The 19,643-nt window shown below is 72.4% G+C and carries 17 protein-coding genes; 11 read left to right on the top strand and 6 right to left on the bottom strand.

Features of this window, described 5'->3' with window-relative positions; all coding sequences use genetic code 11:
* Window positions 1–90: 90 nt before the first annotated feature.
* Together ACZ5DS_RS19380 and ACZ5DS_RS19385 are read right to left on the bottom strand one after the other, a co-directional pair.
* Window positions 91–1,299 (bottom strand): cytochrome P450, encoded by a 1,209-nt coding sequence (locus ACZ5DS_RS19380; RefSeq protein WP_468239883.1) that lies wholly within the window; start codon window positions 1,297–1,299, stop codon window positions 91–93.
* Window positions 1,296–2,006, bottom strand: a complete 711-nt coding sequence (locus tag ACZ5DS_RS19385) for a cyclodityrosine synthase (protein WP_468239886.1) — start codon at window positions 2,004–2,006, stop codon at window positions 1,296–1,298. Before ACZ5DS_RS19385 ends, ACZ5DS_RS19380 begins: the two co-directional genes overlap by 4 nt.
* 218 nt (window positions 2,007–2,224) lie before the next feature.
* Between ACZ5DS_RS19385 and ACZ5DS_RS19390 the strand changes: the two genes are divergently transcribed.
* The 4 genes from ACZ5DS_RS19390 (at window position 2,225) to ACZ5DS_RS19405 (ending at window position 5,339) form a co-directional block, all read left to right on the top strand.
* Entirely contained in the window at window positions 2,225–3,061 is an 837-nt protein-coding gene (locus ACZ5DS_RS19390) for a fructosamine kinase family protein (protein WP_468240347.1), read from the top strand.
* Between the two features lie 151 nt (window positions 3,062–3,212).
* A complete protein-coding gene (gene tgmA / locus ACZ5DS_RS19395; protein WP_468239888.1) occupies window positions 3,213–3,404 on the top strand; it encodes a putative ATP-grasp-modified RiPP in 192 nt (63 codons plus the stop codon).
* Window positions 3,405–3,420: 16 nt separating this feature from the next.
* A complete protein-coding gene (gene tgmB / locus ACZ5DS_RS19400) occupies window positions 3,421–4,404 on the top strand; it encodes an ATP-grasp ribosomal peptide maturase (RefSeq protein WP_468239890.1) in 984 nt (327 codons plus the stop codon).
* Between the two features lie 35 nt (window positions 4,405–4,439).
* Window positions 4,440–5,339: a Gfo/Idh/MocA family protein gene (locus ACZ5DS_RS19405; RefSeq protein ID WP_468239893.1), complete on the top strand. Its 900-nt coding sequence runs from the start codon at window positions 4,440–4,442 to the stop codon at window positions 5,337–5,339.
* On the opposite strand, the gene ACZ5DS_RS19410 is transcribed toward ACZ5DS_RS19405, so the two are convergent.
* A complete protein-coding gene (locus tag ACZ5DS_RS19410; protein ID WP_468239895.1) occupies window positions 5,327–9,100 on the bottom strand; it encodes an nSTAND1 domain-containing NTPase in 3,774 nt (1,257 codons plus the stop codon). The genes ACZ5DS_RS19405 and ACZ5DS_RS19410 overlap by 13 nt on opposite strands.
* A 257-nt stretch (window positions 9,101–9,357) precedes the next feature.
* Between ACZ5DS_RS19410 and ACZ5DS_RS19415 the strand changes: the two genes are divergently transcribed.
* The 4 genes from ACZ5DS_RS19415 to ACZ5DS_RS19430 all read left to right on the top strand — a co-directional run bounded on the left by ACZ5DS_RS19415 (window position 9,358) and on the right by ACZ5DS_RS19430 (window position 12,986).
* Complete coding sequence (locus ACZ5DS_RS19415; protein WP_468239898.1) at window positions 9,358–9,822, top strand: hypothetical protein; 465 nt, start codon at window positions 9,358–9,360, stop codon at window positions 9,820–9,822.
* A gap of 70 nt (window positions 9,823–9,892) precedes the next feature.
* Window positions 9,893–10,894, top strand: coding sequence for a hypothetical protein (locus ACZ5DS_RS19420; protein ID WP_468239901.1), 1,002 nt, complete (start codon window positions 9,893–9,895; stop codon window positions 10,892–10,894).
* A complete protein-coding gene (locus tag ACZ5DS_RS19425) occupies window positions 10,891–11,646 on the top strand; it encodes a hypothetical protein (RefSeq protein WP_468239904.1) in 756 nt (251 codons plus the stop codon). Before ACZ5DS_RS19420 ends, ACZ5DS_RS19425 begins: the two co-directional genes overlap by 4 nt.
* A 38-nt stretch (window positions 11,647–11,684) precedes the next feature.
* On the top strand, window positions 11,685–12,986 hold the full coding sequence (locus tag ACZ5DS_RS19430; RefSeq protein WP_468239907.1) for a copper amine oxidase: 1,302 nt from the start codon (window positions 11,685–11,687) through the stop codon (window positions 12,984–12,986).
* A gap of 160 nt (window positions 12,987–13,146) precedes the next feature.
* On the opposite strand, the gene ACZ5DS_RS19435 is transcribed toward ACZ5DS_RS19430, so the two are convergent.
* A complete protein-coding gene (locus ACZ5DS_RS19435) occupies window positions 13,147–14,055 on the bottom strand; it encodes a GNAT family N-acetyltransferase (protein ID WP_468239909.1) in 909 nt (302 codons plus the stop codon).
* Window positions 14,056–14,353: 298 nt separating this feature from the next.
* Here ACZ5DS_RS19435 and ACZ5DS_RS19440 point away from each other — a divergent pair, with 298 nt between their 5' ends.
* Complete coding sequence (locus tag ACZ5DS_RS19440) at window positions 14,354–15,460, top strand: PP2C family protein-serine/threonine phosphatase (protein ID WP_468239911.1); 1,107 nt, start codon at window positions 14,354–14,356, stop codon at window positions 15,458–15,460.
* Between the two features lie 33 nt (window positions 15,461–15,493).
* Here ACZ5DS_RS19440 and ACZ5DS_RS19445 read toward each other — a convergent pair whose 3' ends face one another.
* Together ACZ5DS_RS19445 and ACZ5DS_RS19450 are read right to left on the bottom strand one after the other, a co-directional pair.
* A complete protein-coding gene (locus ACZ5DS_RS19445; protein ID WP_468239914.1) occupies window positions 15,494–15,934 on the bottom strand; it encodes an Lrp/AsnC family transcriptional regulator in 441 nt (146 codons plus the stop codon).
* 38 nt (window positions 15,935–15,972) lie between these two features.
* A complete protein-coding gene (locus ACZ5DS_RS19450) occupies window positions 15,973–17,322 on the bottom strand; it encodes a transaminase (RefSeq protein ID WP_468239916.1) in 1,350 nt (449 codons plus the stop codon).
* A gap of 279 nt (window positions 17,323–17,601) precedes the next feature.
* On the opposite strand from ACZ5DS_RS19450, the gene ACZ5DS_RS19455 reads away from it, so the two are divergent.
* Both ACZ5DS_RS19455 and ACZ5DS_RS19460 read left to right on the top strand, forming a co-directional pair.
* Window positions 17,602–18,069, top strand: a complete 468-nt coding sequence (locus ACZ5DS_RS19455) for a hypothetical protein (RefSeq protein ID WP_468239919.1) — start codon at window positions 17,602–17,604, stop codon at window positions 18,067–18,069.
* Between the two features lie 312 nt (window positions 18,070–18,381).
* Window positions 18,382–19,623 carry a serine hydrolase domain-containing protein gene (locus ACZ5DS_RS19460; RefSeq protein WP_468239922.1) on the top strand — a complete coding sequence of 414 codons (1,242 nt, stop codon included), beginning with the start codon at window positions 18,382–18,384 and terminating at the stop codon, window positions 19,621–19,623.
* Window positions 19,624–19,643 lie beyond the last annotated feature (20 nt).

A 19,643-nucleotide genomic window follows, 5' to 3' on the forward strand; every position in this document is an offset into this window, starting at 1 on the left:
TTGCGGGGCGTTGACCGCTGCATACGTCGGCGTCCCCGCCCGGGGTGCCGGGCCGGGGACGCCGTACGGAACGTACGGAGGGCCTCGGGGCTACCAGGTCACCGGCAGCCGCTCGGGGATCCGCTTCATGAACCCGGTGCGCCACACGAGTTGGCTGGGCGGCACGGCGAGCGCGAGGTTCGGCAGGCGGTCGAGCAGGACCTCCAGGGCGATCCGGGCGTGGACGCGGCCCAGGGCGGTGGCGGGGCAGTAGTGGGCGCCGCCGCCGAAGGAGAGGTGGTCCGCGGTGTTGTCGCGGTGGATGTCGAAGCGGTGCGGGTCGGGGAACTTCTCCGGGTCGAGGTTCGCGCCCTCCACCAGAACCAGGACGAGGTCGCCCTTGCGGACCTCGACGTCGCCGAGCCGGGTGTCCTCCAGGGCGAGGCGCGGCAGCGCGTCGCCGATGGAGAGGTTCACCCGCAGCAGCTCCTCCACGCCCGGGCCGATCAGGTCGGGGCGGTCCCTGAGGAGGTCACGAGCCACGGGGTGGGTGAGCAGGTAGACCAGGGCCATGGCAAGGAAGCCGGAGGTGGAGATGGTGCCGGCACCGAACATGGTGACACCGACGGTGGCCAGCATCTCGTCGGTCAGATGGGCGTAGTCGGGGTCCTCGCGCAGGGCGGCCAGCTCGCCCATCAGGCCGTGCGTGGCCGGGTCGTCGAGCAGGGCGGCCATCCGGGCGATGTCCCGGTCCCAGTTGATCCTCGCGCCGGTGATCGGGCAGGGCGAGTTCATGAAGGCGATGTCGAGGCTGCGCAGGAAGGCCGGAGCCTCGGTCTGCGGGATGCCGAGGATGCGGCAGTGCATGCCGGCCGAGTACGGCTCGCAGAACGCCCCGCGCAGATCCGCCGTCGGCCCGTCGGCCTCCATCAGGTCCACCAGGCGGTGGGCGTCCTCGCGCATCCAGTCCATCAGGCCGGGCGACTTGGGGTTGAGTGCCTTCATCACCGCCCGGCGCAGTCCCGCCCCGGTGATGTTGCCCATGTTGTTCACGACCTCGGGCGGGATCGTGAGCGCGTACTGGCGGGGGACGCCGGGCGCGGAGGTGTCCTTGAGGGAGAAGCGGTCGTCCTTCAGGACCTGTTCGCACAGCTCGTAGGAGGACACCAGCCACGCCTCGTCGCCGGCGATGGTCCGCACGCGCCGTACGGGGGTGGCGGTGCGCAGGTCCTCGACCTCGGCGGGCACCCGGGTGCCGTCCCAGGAGAAGGGGAAGTCCAGCAGGGGCAGGTCCTGGCGGACGTCGGGGGCGGTGGTCATGCCGCGGCTCCTTCGGGGGCGGCGGGCGTCACGATGGCGTGGCCCTGGTTGCGGGAGGCGCGCAGACCGGCGCCGCGGGAGTACAACAGCTCGGCCATCGGGAGCAGTTGGTGGTAGCAGTTGAGGGAGGAGGGCACCTTGAGGATGGCGGGGGTGTCGAGGAACAGCGGGGCCTCGGCGCACACGTACTCCAGGCACACCTCGCGCTGCAGCTCGCTGGCCGCCTCCCCGCGGGCCTCCAGGAATCGGCTCACCAGGGCGTTGCAGACGGCTCTGAAGTCGCCGTCGGACTGCAGCCTGTCCTTCAGCTGCCGGTGGATCTCCTGGTAGGCGGGGTTGGTTCTGAAGACCGACATCGGGTGCCAGTCGAGCCGGGTGCCGTCCGGGTCGGCCGCGGTCACCGCGTCGCGGACCTTGGCCCGTACCCCCCGCAGATTCTTCACCGCCTTGCGGCGGGCCTCGTCCGGCGCGTAGCCGGATGCCTCGTACATCTCGGCCACGTACAGGTCGGTGTAGACGAAATCGACCCTGTCGAAGTGGTCCAGCCCCCAGCGGGCGAGGTCGTGCAGGCGTCGGGCGGAGAAGTAGCTGTTGCCCGGGGACACACCGATCACGGCATGTGTGCCCTCGCCGAAGATGACTTCGCAGTGGGGGGTGTAGGGCTGAACCTCGAAGACGTCGGCCATCAGCACGGATGCTGTGGTCACGTAGGTATTCCTCCGCCGCGCGCTAGTCCCGGCAGGGCCCTGTGCCCCTGGTGTGGCGACGCGGCGCCCTCACGCTAGTCGTACGACGTCAACACGGGTAGTTACTGCCTAGGTTTGGCCGAAAACAGTCGTATCAACGGTCGAAGCACCTTCAGGGGAACCTCATTCGGGGGTCGTACGCTGAGGCCGTGGTCAACCGAGACGAGGATCCTGGGCAGGTGGCGTCCCGGCTCACCGGGCGCCGGGTCACGGCTGCGCGGACGGGCTCCGGGTCGCCCGCCGAAGTGACGCTCGAGGGCGGTACGGCGGTGATGGTCAAGCGGGGCGACGCCCCCGGCGCGGTACCCGCGGAGGTGGCCGGTCTGCGCTGGCTGGGCGCGGCGGGTGCGGTGCGGGTGCCCGCGGTGCTCGGCCACGACGAGCGGTGGATGGTCACCGAGCGGGTGCCGACCGGGCGTCCCGACGGCGCGGCGGCGCTGCGTTTCGGCCACGCCCTGGCTGCCCTGCACGCGGCCGGAGCACCGGCGTTCGGCGCGCCGCCGCCCGGCGGGCCCGAAAAGGCGTACATCGGCCTCGCGCCGATGTCCAACGCACCGGGCGCCGACTGGCCCACCTGGTACGCCGAACGCCGTGTACTGCCGTACCTGCGCGGCGCGGTCGACGCCGGCACCGTGCGGTCCGGGGAGGCCGCCGTGATCGAGCGGGTCTGCGAGCGGCTCCCGGAGCTGGCCGGGCCGGCCGAGCCGCCCGCCCGGCTGCACGGCGACCTGTGGAACGGCAACGTCCTGTGGGGTGCCGACGGGGAGGTCCGGCTCATCGACCCGGCCGCGCACGGCGGGCACCGGGAGACCGACCTGGCGATGCTCCAGCTGTTCGGCTGCCCCCACCTGGACCGGGTGCTGGCCGCGTACCAGGAAGCGGCACCGCTGGCCGACGGCTGGCGACGGCGGGTCGGACTGCACCAGCTCTTCCCGCTGCTGGTGCACGCGGTGCTGTTCGGCCGCGGCTACGCCGAACAGGCTCTGGCCACGGCGCGCGAAGCTTTCACGGAATGAACGGCACCGCGCAACTCCTCTCGTCCGAGGGTCGTCCTCCTTCCTGACGCCCCCCGAACGACCCCTCTCCGGACCCCGGTTACGGAGCGTAAGGAAACCAACCACCCGTTCGATTCGTATAAGGACGTGAAAGCCGAATCAGGGAGAGACCATGCAACCGTTCACGCTCAACTACGCGCGGCCCGCTGTGCAGTTGGACGTCACCACTCCGTACGCGTACGACTCCGGACTGCAGTTGAACGTCCTCTCGGACGGTCGGATCGCCGCCACTGACCACGCGACCTTGAGAGCACTGGGGACAACAACCTCCACGGCCGGGTCCAAGACGCACTTCGACGACTGAACGCGGCCCGCGCAAGATGACCGTGCTCATCCTGACCAGTGAAGAGGACGTGACGGCGGACATGGTGGTCCTCCGGCTGGGCGAGGCCGGCGTGCCCGTCGTCCGGCTCGACCCCGCCGACCTCACCAACGGAGTGGCTCTGTCGGGCGAGTACGTGCAGGGCGCCTGCCGTGGACATCTGTCCGTCGGCGGGCGCCTGGTGAGCATGAACGGCCTGCGCTCCATCTGGGTGCGCAGGCCGGGTGAGGCGGCCGTACGCGCCGCCCAGCCGTCCGCCTGGCTGACGGAGGAGTCGTCCCAGGCGCTGTTCGGCATGCTGCGATGGACGGACGCGCGCTGGATGAACCACCCGGACGCGGCCCGCCGCGCCCGCCACAAGCCCTGGCAGCTGTGGCTCGCACAGCGCTGCGGACTCGCCGTGCCGGCCACGCTGATCACGACGTTTCCGCAGGCGGCCCGGGAGTTCGCCGAGCGGTTCCCGGACCTGGTGGTCAAGCCCGTCTCCGGCGCGCATCCGCAGGAGCCGCCGCGGGCGGTGCCCACCAGCCGGGTCGCGCCGGACGCCGACTTCTCGGCCGTCGCCTTCGGGCCGACCCTGCTGCAGCGGCGGGTCCCGAAGCGGGCCGACATCCGTCTCACGGTCGTCGGCGACCGGCTGCTGGCGGCCCGCAAGCCGGCCGACCCGGACGGCCACCCGGACGACGTGGACGTCCGCTTCGCCCCGTCGGTCTCCCCCTGGCTCCCGGCGGACGTGCCGCCGCGCGTGGCCGAGGCCGTCCACCGCTATATGACGGAGGCAGAACTCGCCTATGGTGCCTTCGACTTCGCGGAGGACGCGGACGGGATCTGGTGGTTCCTGGAGTGCAACCAGTCCGGCCAGTTCGGCTTCGTCGAGATGGACACCGGCCAGCCGATCGCCGCAACCATCGCAGGGTGGCTGGCCGGGCGCGGGGACCCGGCAGCGCCGTACGTCGGCGTCGACCGGGGCTCGGCATCGTGATGCCGTGGCGACCGGTCCGGAGAGGGGAACGCGACATGCGCATCGGACTGCTGGGCACGGGCCCTTGGGCCCGGGCGGCCTACGCCCCCGCCCTCGCCGGGCACACCGGCTTTGACTTCGCCGGGGTGTGGGGCCGCCGCCCGGAGGCGGCCGCCGCGCTGGCGGAGCAGCATGGCGTGCGGGCGTACGGCGACGTGGACGCGCTGCTCGCCGATGTGGACGCGGTGGCGGTGGCGCTTCCGCCGTCCGTGCAGGCCGAGTTGGCGCTGCGCGCGGCGCGGGCGGGCCGCCATCTGCTGCTGGACAAGCCATTGGCGCTGGGGGTCGCCGAGGCACGGGCCGTCGCCGAGGCGGCGGAGCGTTCCGGGGTGGCCTCGGTTGTGTTCTTCACCACACGCTTCCAGCAGGAGCCGGAGGCCTGGATCGAGGAACAGGCCGCCGAGGCGGGCTGGTTCACGGCGCGGGCGCAGTGGCTGGGGGCGGTGTTCACGAGCGACAGCCCCTTCGCGGCCTCCCCCTGGCGGCGGGAGAAAGGCGCCCTGTGGGACGTGGGGCCGCACGCCCTGTCCGTGCTGCTGCCGGTCCTCGGCGACGTACGGCAGGTCCTGGCGGCGGCCCACGGCCCCTCCGACACCGTGCACCTCGTGCTCGACCATGCCACGGGCGCGTCGAGCACGCTCACCCTGAGCCTGACGGCACCGCCGGCGGCGGCCGGGGCCGACCTCGAACTGCGGGGCGAGGCGGGCGTGTCGCTGCTGCCGAGGAGTGCGGAGGGGGCGGTGCCCGCCCTCGCCCGCGCCGCGGACGCCCTGCTCGCCGCCGCGCGCACGGGCCGCCCGCACGCCTGCGACGCCGCGTTCGGCCTGCGGGTCACCGAGATCCTCGCGGCGGCTCAGGACCGGCTGGACGGGGCGCCGGGGGATCAACAGGTGTGACGGTAGGGGATGTTCGGGAGGTAGGTCCTCCAGTCGGACCGGGAGAGGCCTGAACCGGCGCGCTCGCAGACCGTGGTGACCAGGTGCTCGGGGGTCAGGTCGTACTTCTGGACGGGGACGTTCATGCCGGCGGCGTACAAGGTGTCGTCGTCGGCGCTGAAGGCGAGTGCGAGCGCCTGATCGCCCGGCGTCGGCAGCGTGGAGCCGAGGAGCCGGGAGGAGGCGACGTCCCAGAGCTGCACGGTGCCGGCGTCCCCGGCGACCGCCAGGGTGCCGCCGTCGTGGGAGAAGGCGAGCGCGCTCACCGAGCCCACCGTGTCCGCCTCGGCGTCCGAGGAGTTTCCGTCCAGCACACCGAGGCGCTTGCGGAGTGTGCCGTTCCAGAGGGTGACCCGGCCCAGGTGGTCGCCTGCGGCCAGATACCTGCCGTCGGGGCTGAAGGCCGCGGCCGCGGTCGTGTCCTCACCGAGGAGGCGAGGCTCGACCCCTCCTCCCGCGCGTAGTTCGGCCACCACGCCCTCCGAGGTCACCAGCCTGTCTCCGGCGGGGTGCAGAGCCACGGTGACGCCGGAGGAGCTGAAACTGGTGGAACCGGTGACCTGCCCGCCGCGCACCGAGCGCACGCGCTTCCTGCCGCTCAGGTCCCAGACCTCGGCGGACAGCGGGTCCGTGGCCCGGTACACCACCAGGGTGCGGGCGTGGGCGTCGAGGGCGAGCCCGCTGACGCCGAACGCCCCCTCCTCGGGGCGGATTCCGACCGTGGTGTGGGCGCGACGGGTCCGGACGTCCCAGACGGTGACCCTCACCCGGCTCGCAGAACCCTGCCCGGCGGTGTCCCAGCCCCGGCTGTACGCGACGTATCTGCCGTCGGGGCTGAGCGCCATGAGGTCGGCGCAGTTCACCCCGTCCTCGCGCTCCAGGGCGGGGCACGTGTCTTCCGGGGGCTCGAAGACGACCCTCCCGCTGTGGGTGTCCACGACCTGGAGCCTCAGGGCGCCGTCCACCGTGCGGAAGCGGGCCAGTACCCGGCCGTCACCGGAGAGTTGCGCCGTGTAGGTCAGCTGCTTCTCCCACCGGCTCGTCGTCGACCGTCCCAGGGCCAGCGACCGGACCACGGTCCCGGCCTCGTTGAGATAGCGCACGGCTCCTGCCGTCCGGTCGAAGGCGAGGTCACCGAGTGACCCGGCCGGCAGCCGGTGGGTCAGCACCGGCGTGTCCTGGTGTGCCGACCGCCACATGAGCAGCGCTCGGGTCCCCATGGCCACGAGGAAGTCGCCGTTCGCGCTGAATCGCACATCGCTCGGCTGGTCCGCCTCCAGGGTGGTCAGCTTCCGCCCGGTGCGCAGGTCCCATCGGCGGATGCCGTCCTCGACGAGGAATGCGAGCGTCCGGCCGTCCGGTGAGACGGCGAGCGCATCCGAGCCGCAGTCGTCGTGGCGCACCCGCGCCGCCCAGGGCGCGGACGCCTTCCGGCCACGCGTCGTGTCCCAGATCTCCAGTCCGCGCTCGGCCGTGCACAGGGCGAGTGTGCGGCCGTCGGGGCTGAGTGCGGCGGACTGCAGGATCTCCTCGCCGTGTTCCTGGATCCGCAGCATCCGGTGCCGGCTGCGCAGGTCCCAGACCTGGACGGACTGGTTCCCGTCCTGGCTCCAGTCCTCCGCGACGAGGGTGTGCCCGTCGAGGCTGAAGGACGCCTCTGCCAGCGGGCTCACGCCGGCGAGGGTCCCCGTCACCCGCGCGGTCCGTACGTCCCACAGTTTGATCTCTTCGCCGGTCGAGACCGCGAGTGTCCGGCCGTCCGGGCCGACATCGGCCGGGAAGCCGGCGTCCATCAGGCTTCCGGGCCCCCGTGCGGAGAGCGTGAGTCGGTGCGTGCGCAGGTCCCAGATCCGTACCCGGTCCGCCGTGACGGACACCACGGACCCACCGTCCGCCGTCAGTCGGCGCACCTCGTTGCTGGACTGGTCGTTGGGGCCCGAATCCGCCCCCGGCACCGTGAACACGTCCTCCTCCCGCTGGGCCATCGCCCCGATCAGCGCCGATCGTGTCTCCGTCGTGTCGGCCAGCCGCCACGCGGCCACGCTGAGCTTCATCGCCGTGACCGGGTCGGAGAACCGCATGCTGTCGGCGACCTCGGCGACGCGGCGGGCCTCGGACTCCACCCGGCGGCGGTCGCTGGTCCGGCCCTGCTGCCAGGCCACGACTGCGGCGACGAGGGCGAGCACCACCAGCACCGCGAGGGCACCGGCCAGCCCGCGCCGCCGGCGGAGCTCACCCCTGCGTGCGGCGCCGCTCGCGGTCAGGAACGACCGCTCCAGCGGGGTGAGCGAGGCCTCGGCGAGCTGCTCCTGGGCCGCGGCGAGCCGGGTGCCGCGGTACAGGGCGCCCGTGTCGCGGCCGAGTTCGTCCCAGGCGCGGGCCGCCTCGGTCAACCGCCGGTGCACGCGAAGCTGTTCGCGTTCCTCGTCGATCCAGCCGGACAGCCGCGGCCAGGCGGTGATCAGCGCCTCGTGGGCGAGGTCGACGGTGTCGTGGTCGAGGGTGATCAGCCGGGCGCGGGCCAGGCGGTCCAGGACGAGGGAGACGTCCGCGGAGCCGGCCCCGTCGGCGAAGTCGAGCTCGGAGCGGTCCACCGGGCGGCGGGTGTCCTGGGATCCCTCGCCGGGGGCGATCAGCCGCAGCAGGACGAGGCGGGCGAGCTCGGCGTGTTCGGCGGAGAGTCCGGCGTGGACGTTTTCGGCGGTCTGGGCGATGGCGCCGTGGACGCCGCCCGCGGCCTCGTACGCCTCCATGGTCAACGCCCGGCCGCGGCGGCGCCGCCAGGTCTCGCGCAGGACGTGCGACAGGAGCGGCAGGCCGCCCGGTTCGCCGGTGATCTCGTCGACGAGGCGGGCGGTCAGGGTGCGTTCGACGATGAGGCCCGCGGCCTGGGCCGGTTTGACGATCACTTCGCGCAGCTCGGCGGGGTCCATCGGGCCGACCAGCAGGCCGGCGTTGCCGAGGGCGTCGGCGAGGCCGCGGTGTTCGGCGCAGCGCCCGTAGAAGTCCGCGCGTACGGCGACGACGACCCGCAGCCGGGAGTCGGGTTGCCGTGCGGCGAGCAGCAGGTCGATGAACTCCCTGCGTTCGTCCGGGTCCCGGCAGAGGGTGAAGACCTCCTCGAACTGGTCGACCACGATCACGGTGTCGCCCGTCTCCGCGGGCCGGAGTGCGGCGGCGTGCGTGCGGGCCGGGTGGTCGCCCGGGGTGAGGATGCGGATCGCGGCCAGTTCGGGTTCGGTGCGCAGGGCGGGGATCAGTCCGGCGCGCAGGAGCGAGGACTTGCCGCTTCCGGAGGGGCCGAAGAGCGCGGTGAACCTCCGGTCGCGCACCAGGTGCGTCAAGTCGGTGACGAGTCGGTCGCGGCCGAAGTACCGCTCGTGGTCGTCGGGTTCGAACCGGGCGAGGCCCTGGTACGGCGGCTCGGCGCCGTCGTCCGCACGGGCTGCGGCGTCCCGGACCTCCCGGTCCGCTTCCTGCCAGAGCCGCTCCCACTCCTGCTCGTCTCCGTCGCAGGCCCGGACGTAGGCCAGGGTGACCTGGAGGGAGGGCAGTTGTTCGCCGGCGGCGGCCTGGGAGAGCGCGGTCACCGAGTAGTGCGCCCGGCGGGCGAGCTCACGGTAGGTGATGCCGCCGGCCTCCTGCCGGAGCTTGCGCAGTTCGTAGGCGAAGCGCTGCACCGGTCCGGCGGCCGGATCGACAGGGGTCTCCCGACGGCCCATTCCGTCCCGTCTCCCCCCGTCATCCGCCTGCGCGCTCGCGGCGTAGGCCCCCCTTGGACGCCGCCACCCTAGGGAGCCGCCGGGGCCCACGCAAGGCGGCTCCCTGCCAACTACCAGGCATCTTCGGATTGTTCAGGGTGGCGATCGGTGGCTGCTGAACAACGCGCCGGCCGCTGAACTCGTCTCCACGGGCCTCGCTGCGAGGGCCGCTCCGCATCCTGCGGATCCCGACACGCAGACGCCAGGAGAGGGCGAACATGACGATGACGATGAGGGCGACGACCCGGGCCGGAGTGCTCATGGCCACCGCGGCGCTGGCGCTGGGCGCGCTGGCCGGGCACGCAGACGCCCGTAGCGCGAACATCTCCAGCTGGAACAGCAAGTCCGACTGCGACGCCGCGAGCCCGTACACGTTCTGCCTGTACTACTCGCCCGACGCCAAGAACGCTCCGTACCGGAGCACGGTGACGAAGATCGGCGACCTCGGCACCAAGAAGTTCACCGGCACCCGGGCGGGCCACGGCCTGAAGGTCCGCAACAACGCCGCCTCCGCCCAGAACGGCACCGGATGCAACGTGGGCATCTGGTACTCCCCGAACTACCGCGGGGACTCCAACTGGCTCTCGCCGTACAAGGGCGGGAACTTCACCAGCTGGCTGCGCAACAACGAGGCGTCGATCGCCGTCTCGGACCACACCCGCTGCCCCGGTATCGGTCACTGAGCCGGTCCGTCCTGTGATCACGCGGTGCCCCGTCCTGGGCGGGGCACCGCCTTCCGAGGAAGCGATGGCCATGGTGCACGTCTGCACTCCCACCTCCGTACGACGAGTACGACGAGCACGACGACTACGGCGAGCTGCGATCGCCGGCGGCGCGCTGCTGCTGGCGGCCTCGGCCGCCTGCTCGTCCCCGTCGTCCGAGCAGACCGAGCCGCCCGCACTGGGCGGGATACCGCGCACCGTCGGGGTGGAACGCCTCCATCTGCCCGTCGAGCGCTACATGCTGGCCCCTCACCAGGCGCTGGACTTCGACCAGGTGAGCGACGCGGCCGTACGGGCCTGTATGCGGCGGTTGTCCGTGCCGTATCCGCCCGCGACCCGGTTGCCGGCCGGATCGGCGGCGGAGCGGGGGGCGCTGGACGCGTACACGGTGCTGTACCGGCGGTACGGGCTCACGGACGCCGCGGAGGCCCGGATCTGGGGGTACCACGCTCCCACCGCCGAATCCGCGGGAGCCACCGGCGCGAAGGAGTCGAGGCCGAAGCCCCCCTCGCCGGCGGCCCGAGGTGTCCTCACGGGGGTGGACACCTCGGGCACGCCCCTCACCTCGTACCGCGGCCGGCCGGTCCCGCAGGGTGGATGCCTGGGCGAGGCCGAGCGGCTGCTCGGCGCCCGCGGTGCACAGGGGCCGGGCACCGACCCGGACGGGATCGTCGCCCGCATCAAGGCCGACAGCTTCGAGCGGTCCATGGCCGACTCCCGGGTCACGAAGGTCTTCTCGGCGTGGTCGGCGTGCATGCACGCCCGGGGTTTCCGGATGTCCACCCCCATGGACGAGGTGCCCTCGGCGAATGCCGCGCGCCCGTCCCCGCAGGAGATCGCCCAGGCACGGGCGGACGTCGCCTGCAAGGCGCGCACCGACCTCGTGGGCGTCTGGTTCGCGGTCGAGTCGGCTTATCAGAAGGCCGCGATCGAACAGCACCGCGCTGAGCTCGATCAGGTGAGGGCGGCCCGCGACACCACGATCCGCACCATCGACCGGCTGTCGCACAGCCATGAGAAGGGGGAGTCATGAAAGCCACCGCACGGCGGCTGCTCGGCGGCGCGGCGCTCGCCGTGACCGCCACGGCGGCGATGGTCGCCGTCACCCTGCCGCTGAACGCCACCGGGGCCGACCGCCCCACGGCCGCACCGTCGTCCTCCGCCGCACCGTCCTCAGACGCACCGAGCGTCACAGGCCCGGGCTCGTCAGGCGGGGTGGGCACCGGCCACGACCCGCTCACGGACGAGGAACAGCAGCGCGCCACCCGGCTCGTGCTGGCCGGCGACCGAGCGCTGCGCAGCACGAGCCGGGACGTGCACGGCCGTACCGGGGCCCCGCAAGTGCTCGGCATCCAGCTCGCCGACGGGGGCGGCGCACGGCGGGCCGAGGTGTACCTGTACGACTACGGCCGCGACACGCTCGTCCACAGCACGGTGAACCTCACCTCGGGCGCCGTGGAGCACACCGAGCGGACGACCGGCGCCCAGCCGCCGCCGTCCGCGGCGGAGGCCCGCGAGGCCCTCGGCATCCTGCTGGACGGCGCGCTCGGCGACGGGCTGCGGCAGGACTACCGCGCGGCCACCGGCCGGCCGCTCACGGATCCCGCGCACCTGTCCGTGGTGGGCGGCACGTACGTCAGCCCGCCCGGCCGCTCGGGACCGGCCGCCGTCTGCGGAGAGCACCGCTGTGTGCGGCTGTTCACCCGGGTCGACGGCGGCCCGTGGATCGACACCCGCGCGTTCGTCGTCGACCTGAGCGACCGCGCCGCCCTCCGGCTGCCCTAACGCCGGACACGCCACCCACCACGGAGGAACCCACACCCATGCGCGCACTCCTGCGGCGCCTGGCCCTCACCGGGGCCTCGGCGCTCCTCACCCTGCCCGCCGGTCTCGGCGCCGCCGCAGACGCGGCCCCGCACGCCCCGCGAGCCGCCTGCAGCCCCGCGTCGACCGTCGAGAAGAAGCTGCCGAACGGCACCGTCTGGCGGATGTGCTGGCGCAACGACCCCGTCGCCGGGCTGGTCCTGGCCGACGTCACGTATCAGCCCCGGCACGAGCGCACGCCGATCAGGGTGCTGGCGAATGCACGGCTCGCCCAGATCAACGTGCCCTATGACAACGGCGCGAACGAGTACAACGACGTCACCGAGTACGAGTTCGGCAGCCTCGCCCTGCCGATCAAACCGAAGGACTGCCCGTCGGGCACGCTCAAGAGCTTCCAGGTCCCCGACGAGGAGACCGGACGCCGACGCTCCGTCAAGGGCCTGTGCGTGACCGTCCAGCACCGCGGATTCGCCTACCAGGGCGACAGCGGCGACGTCGGCGAGCATCCCTCCCGGCGCGACAGCGCCCAGGGCGACGACCTGGTCCTTTACACCGTCAACGCGGTCGGGTACTACCACTACATCACCCAGTGGAACCTCGCCGACGACGGCACCGTCACCGCCCGCGAGGGCGCCACCGGCAACCTCTCCCCCGGCGACTTCGACGCCTCCGACAGCACCGGCCGGCCCCTCGGCCGGGGCGCGTCCGACAAGGCGACCAGCCATCACCACAACGTGTTCTGGCGGCTGGACTTCGGGCCCAGCAGCACCACAGGGGCCCAGGTCGAGCAGTACGACACCCACGCCGACGGCACCTCCGCCGACGGCTACCCGCGGGTGCGGACCACCCACCGCACCATCGCCAAGGAGCTGGCCGGGGACCGGGCGAACAGCCGCTGGTGGCGCATAGCGGGTACGGCGGGCAGGAACGCCGACGGGCACCTGCGGTCCTGGGAGATCGTCCAGCAGCACACCGACAGTTACGCGCCGCACCCCTACACCCGCCACGACGTGTACTTCACCCAGGACAAGAACTGCGAGAAGTACGCCAGCCAGAACGCGATCAGCGGCTCGGCCTCCTGCAAGAGCACGGTCGACCGGTTCGTGAACGGCCAGCGGCTCACCCATCCGATCGTCTGGGTCAACGTCGGCTTCCACCACGTCCCGCGCGACGAGGACCAGACCCCCATGCCGGTCCACTGGCAGGGCTTCCAGATCGTCCCGCGCGACGTCACCGCCATGAGCCCGCTCACGCCCGACCGGCTGCACACGCCGGCGCACAACGGCGATCCCCTCGACTGAGGCGGGATCCGGCCTACCGGTCCGCCGTCACCCCGGCTCCTCGAACGGCTCGCCGCTCCACCGGAACCAGGCCCGGTCCCCCTCGATGTGCAACAGGACCTCGCCGTCGAACCCCATGACCCCTCCCCCGTCCCGCTCAGATCAGTGCTCCGTCAGCATGTCACCCGGCACTGACAACGCCGTCGGCCCAGAAGCTGATCCGCTCCCGTACGACGGGGTATCCGGCCCGGGCGAAGTGCGCGGCCATGGGGAAGTTGCCCTGGTCGGTGGCGCCGGCGATGAACTCGGCGCCCTGTTCGGCGAGGAAGTGGGTGCACTCGGCGAGCAGGTCGTACGCGTAGCCGTGGCCGCGGTGTTCCGGCAGGACGCCGATGAAGCCGACGCACGGTCCGGACGGATTGCGGGCGGGGATGTGGAGGCCGGCCGTCTCGCCCTCGGGCGTGCGGGCGAGCTGCCACCACTCCCGCGGTGACGGGAACCAGTGGAAGAGGTCGAGGTCCTCCCGCGCGGCCTGGTCCACCCCGCCGTGTGCGATGGCCCGGCGGGCGTGCGCGTCCAGGGTGCCGGCGTGGATGCGGCGCAGGGCGTCGAAGAACACGGCGTCGTCGGGTTCGGCGGCGAAGACGAGGCGTCCGGGGCGCTCGGGCAGGCCGTGGTCCGGGGTCCAGCGGTACAGGAACCGTTCCACCAGCGGTTCGTATCCGGCCTTGCGGGCGGCTGCGGTGCGGGCGGCGACGGCGGCCGTCAGGCCGGGCAGATCGCGCCAGCCGGCGGTGAGGTCGAGTTCGAGTTCCCCGGTGTGCCAGGGCGCCGTCCGCAGGAGTTCGGCTCCGGCGTCCTCCTCGCCCTCGGCCACGTCGAACCAGTTGATCACGAGCGGCTCGGGGTCCTCGGGCCGGGCCCACCAGGCGGCGCGGGCCACGACCCGGCCGTCGCGCAGGGCGACCCGCTTCCAGTCAGGGCGGTACCGGGTCCGGCGGTGCTTCTCGTGAAAGCCCAGCGGGTCGGGCAGGGCATCGAACAGGTGAGCACTGCTCTCGTCGAGCGTGCGGACGACCACAGCGGTCATGGATTCCTCCGGGATGCATGCTGCGTGCTGTGTGCAGCGGGGTGCGCTCCCGGTCGGATCAGACGTGCTACGCCCGGGTCATGGGAAGGCGGGAGCGCTGGACGACTGTGGACTGCATGACGCTCGCCTCCTTCCGTATGTCTTCGGGCGTGCCGCACACGCTAGACGGCGGTCCAGGCAGGTGTCGACCCGTTTTCCGCGGCGCGGCCACCGGGGCCCGGGATCTTCCCGCCTGCCGCTTCGCGGGACCGCGGCCAAGGGGAGGCACCCCCTCCGGGCGACGGCGTAGCGTGGGGATGTGAGGTCGGTGCGCGGCTGGTCGTCGCGTCGGAACCGGGAGGAACGCGGCTGGCTGCAGGGCGCGCCGCCGCCGCGATGGTTCCGGGTGCTGCCGGTGGCCCTGCTGGTGGTGGTGACCGGGGCCACGGTCGCGACGCCGCACGCGCGCGATCTCGGCTTCCTGCTGGGTGCGATCCCGCCGCTCGCCGTCCTGACGTACGGACCGCTGGCGACCGCCGTCCTCGGCGCTCTGGTCGTCGCGGCGCTGAACGTACCGGCCACGCACCTGAACCGTCCCGGCGACACCGATCTGCTGACCATCGTGTTCGTCGCCATGCTGAGTGTGTTCCTCTCCTATGTGCGCAGGCTCCGGGACGCCCAGCTGGTCATGGAGCGGGCGATCGGGGAGGCCGTGCAGCGGGCGGTGATGCCGCCGCTGCCGGAGCATGTCGGGCGGGTGGGGTGTGCGGGCTTCTACCGGGCCGCCCAGGACGGGACGCTGGTGGGCGGGGACTTCTTCGACGTACAGGCCGGTCCGTACGGCGTCCGGGCGGTCATGGGGGACGTGCAGGGGCACGGCCTGTCGGCGATGACGACGGTGGTGTCGCTGCTGGGCGCGTTCCGCGAGGCGGTGCTGGACCAGCCGGACCTGGAGTCGGTCGCGGCCCGGATGGACCGCAGGCTGGCGGTGGACTCGGCGGGTGTGCGGCATGCGGAGCTGTTCGCGACCGCGGTGCTGCTGGAGTTCACGCCCGACGTACGCGCGGTGCGGGTGGTCGCCTACGGGCATCCGGCACCGGTGCTGCTGCACGGCGGGCGGGCCCTGGAGGTGACCGTCACGTCGGCCGCCCCGCTGGGCCTGGGGCTGTCCGGTGCCGATCCCCCCAAGGAGGTCACCGTGCCGCTCGGGGCGGGCGACCGTCTGCTGCTGGCCTCGGACGGGGTCTGGGAGGCGCGGGACGCCTCCGGCGCCTTCTATCCGCTGCCCGAGCGGCTGGCCGACTTCGCCGAGACCGCATCCGCCGAGCTGGCCGGCGCCGTCTGGGCCGACCTGCGGCAACGGCACTTCGAGGTCCGCGACGACGCCACCCTGCTGGTACTGGAGCCCGCGCCGGCGGTCGCCTGACCTCGGCATCCCGTGCCCCTGCGGGCACGCACGTCAGCCCACGTCCCACAGGAAGCGATGGGTGTGGATCCCGAAGTACGGGAAGGACTGGATCTCGCGCACGCCCTCGATGGGCCGCACCACGTCGTTGACGAAGTCCAGCAGGTCCCTGGGGCCCGGCGCGACCACCTCGGCGAACAGGTCGAACCCGCCGGAGGTGAGCACCGAGTAGACCACCTCGGGGCGCTCGGCGAGGGCGTCCGCGACGGTGCGCGGGTCGCCGTCGACGCCGATGCCGAGCAGGGCCATGGCCTGCCCGCCCATGGCCATCGGATCGGTGACGCCGACGACCTGGACGGCCCGGGAGTCCAGCAGACGCTGCAGGCGCTGGCGGGCCGCCGAGGCGGACAGCCCGACCTTCGGGCCGAGGTCGGCGTAGGCGATACGGCCGTCGGTCTGCAGCTCGCGCAGAATGGCCCGGTCGATCTCGTCCACGACTCTCCTTTCGTGCCGGTGCGCAGGAACGTCCCGGCTCAGCCGGTCAGTTCGGCCAGGGCCGCGGCGAAGACCTCGGTGTGCGTGTCCACGTCCTGCTCGGTGGTGTCGGGGCACATGAGCGCCATGTTGTGGAACGGGGTCAGCAGGACGCCCCGGTTGGCGAGGTAGAGGTGTAGGAAGTCCTCCAGCTCCGGGTCGGCGGCGGCCGCGGACTCGGTGCCGGTCCTGGGCGCCGGTGCGGTGAAACGGTACTCGGTGCGGGCGCCCAGGCGGCTGACCGACCAGGGCAGGTGGTGGGCCTCGATACCGGCCCTGACCCCTGCCTCGAAGCGTTCGGAGAGCTTCGTCATCCGGGCGAAGGCCTCGTCGGTGAGCACGTGCTCGAGGGTGGCCCGGGTCGCGGCGACCGACAGCGCGTTGCCAGCCAGGGTGCCACCGACGCCGCCCATGTCGACGAGGTCCAGGTCGGCGCGGCCCAGCAGCCGCTCGGCGAGGTCCGCGGAGAGCCCGTAGGCGCCGGCCGGGATGCCTGCGCCGATCGCCTTGCCGATGGTGAGCAGATCGGGCTCGAGGTCCCAGGCGGCCGTGCAGCCCCCGGGGCCCGCGGAGAAGGTGTGCGTCTCGTCGTTGATCAGCAGCGTGCCGTACCGCCTGGTCAGCTCCCGTACGCCGGCGAGGTAGCCGGGTTCGGGCAGGACGATGCCGATGTTGGTGAGCGCCGGTTCCATGAGGACGGCGGCGACGTCGCCGTGGGCCAGCTCGCGCTCCAGCCCCGCGAGGTCGTTGAACTCGGCGACCCGGCTGGTCAGGGTGACGTCGCAGGGGGCGCCGACATTGCCGGGCCGGGCGGTGCCCCGGCCGTCCGGGCCGACGACGATCAGCGACTCGTCGACGCTGCCGTGGTAGCAGTAGCTGTTCACCAGGATCTTCGGACGCCCGGTGACGGCGCGGGCGAGCCGGATCGCCCACCGGTTGGCGTCGGTCGCGGTCAGCGAGAAGCTCCAGCGGGCCAGGCCGAAGCGGCGGGTCAGCTCGGCACCGACCCACTCGGCGTCCTCGGTGGGCAGCATGGCGGTGGCCCCGCCCAGCTCGGCGTACCTGCGCTGCACCGCCTCGGTCACGGCAGCGGGCGAGTGACCGGCCATCGCGCCCGTGTCCCCGAGGCAGAAGTCGATGTACGCGTGTCCGTCGACGTCGACGACCCTGGCGCCGCGCGCCTCGGCCAGGTACCGGGGGAAGGCTCCGGCGGTCTTGTTCATCCAGGTCATCGGCACCCGGCCGAAGAGGTGGTCGGCCCGCGCGTATGCCGCCCGGGAGCGTGGGTTGCGGCGTTCGGCGTCGGCGCTCTCCCGGGCGAGGAGGGCGTGCAGGCGCGTGCGGTCCATGGGGTTACCTCGATGGATACGGACGACGGAACAGTGAGAGCGTACGAGTGAAAGCGTGTCAATATCAACAGATGGCGCTCGAATCTGTTGTAGTCACGATTGAATCAAGCGCTGACCGGATGCACGGATGCCATGACACTCGCGCCCGACCGACGAACCATTGCCCGGAGTTCGAACGCGATGCCTTCAACGCCAGGGTTCGCCACCCCTTCCGTCATGTAGAAATATCTACGAGCATGCATATGCCGGGTTGGTGTGCAGGATCACGCGGAGCAGTGCATGACGAACACGATGTGGATGCGGGGCGTGGAGTGGCTCGCCGCGGCGGCGGTCGATCCGCGCGCGTGCAAAGGGGCCTGGGACCACGGCGAGGGCATCGCGCTGCTGGAGGCGGGCCGCTTCTGGGACGTCCTGAGCGTTCCCGACCGGCTCGGCCTGCTCACCCTGGACCTGCTGTGGCGGCCCTCGCTGCCCGTGCCGGGGCCGACCCTGGTGGACACCGCCGCGGGGCGGGTCGGGTTCTTCCTCCCGCCGGATCCGTGCGGCGGCTGGGTCGGCGCCGGGCTGCGGTACGCGACCAAGGGGTCCTGGGTGGCCGTACCGCCGCCGTACCGGGCGGCGCGTTCCCTGGAGTGGCTGGTCCCGCCGGACGGCACCGGCGCGCTGCACGCGCCCGGCCCCCTGGAGGCCGCGCTGCGGCAGGCCAACGGCACGCTGGCGGTCCTCGCACCGCTGTGCGGGCGGTGACGGGTCAGGAGCGTTCGGGTTCGGCCCGGGTGCACAGCGTCACACCGGCGAGGCGGACCCACGGCACGCGACGAGTTGGGCGTAGATCGGCTCACGGGTGCGGTCCGCCGGGGCCCTGCGGTGGGTCCGCTCCCTGAACCGGGTCGGGTGAGCCCACCCCTCGAACGCGGCCTTCCGCCCGTCCGACAAGCATCCCGCAGCGGGGCGCCTCGGCCGACAGGCGCAGCGCAGTGAGCGCTCCTATATTGAGGAGACAGGGCTCCGACGTCTCGCCCACCGCACGTTCGGCTCTCACGTGCTTGGAGTCAGCCCATGTCGCTTTCGTCCGCACGCCTGCGCAGGGGGGCCGCGGTCATCGTCGTGGCGGGGACGCTGATGGTGCCGCTCACCGGCACTCCCGCAGGAGCGGCGCCGACCTCCGCGCTCGCCGCCACGTCGCCCAGCCCCTCCCCCTCGGGACCGGACGTCCGCGCCCTCACTCCGGCGGTGGCCCGCCAACTCGACAGCGCGGTGCAGAACGTGATGACGGAGGCGAACGTGCCCGGGGTGACGGTCGGCATCTGGACGCCCGACCGGGGCAGTTACGTCAACTCGTTCGGTGTCGCCGACAAGAGCGACGGCCTGCGGATGACGCCGAACCTGTACATGCGGATCGGCAGCGAGACCAAGACTTTCACCGTGACAGCGCTCCTGCAGCTGGTGGACCAGGGCAAGGTCGGCCTGGACGACCCGATCGGCAAGTACCTCGACGGTGTGCCGAACGGGGACAGGATCACGCTGCGGCAGCTCGCCGGCATGCGCAGCGGTCTGTTCAACTACTCCGAGGACGACGACTTCTACAAGGCACTCACGTCCGATCCGCAACGTGCCTTCACGCCGAAGGAGTTGCTCTACTACTCGTTCAGGCACCCGGTGCTGTTCCCGCCGGGAGAGAAGTTCTCCTACTGCAACACCAATCTCATCCTGCTCGGCCTGGTCGTCGAGAAGGAGAGCGGACAGCAGCTCGGTGACTACATCCGCCGGCACATCCTCGGCCCCGCCGGGATGCCGAGCACGCTGTTCCCGGCCGGTGCGGAGTTCCCGGCCCCGCACGCGCAGGGCTACACGGACCAGACGGCCAGCGGCAAGGTCGAGGACACGGCCGACTGGAACCCGTCCTGGGGCTGGGCGGCCGGCGCGATGATCTCCAAGCTGGAGGACCTGCGGGTGTGGGCCCGGACGGTGGCGACCGGCCAATTCCCGGACGGCAGGCGGATGGTCAGCCCGGCCGTGCAGAAGCAGCGGCTCACCACACCGGCGACGCCGATCCCGGGCGCCGGGTACGGGCTGGGCATCTTCGATGTGCAGGGCTGGATCGGCCACAACGGCTCCCTGCCGGGCTACGAGTCCCTGACCGTCTATCTCCCTTCGGCGCAGGCGACGTTGGTGGTGCTGCTCAACACCGACATCGACCACGACGACCAGGAACCGAGCACCCTGTTCGGCCAGGCGATCACGGAGATCATCTCCCCTGACCACGTCTTCAACCTGCCGGCCGAACCCGCGGCCAGGTGAGGTTCCCGCCTGGTCGGTTT

This window comes from Streptomyces sp. NPDC031100 (genome assembly GCF_055570785.1).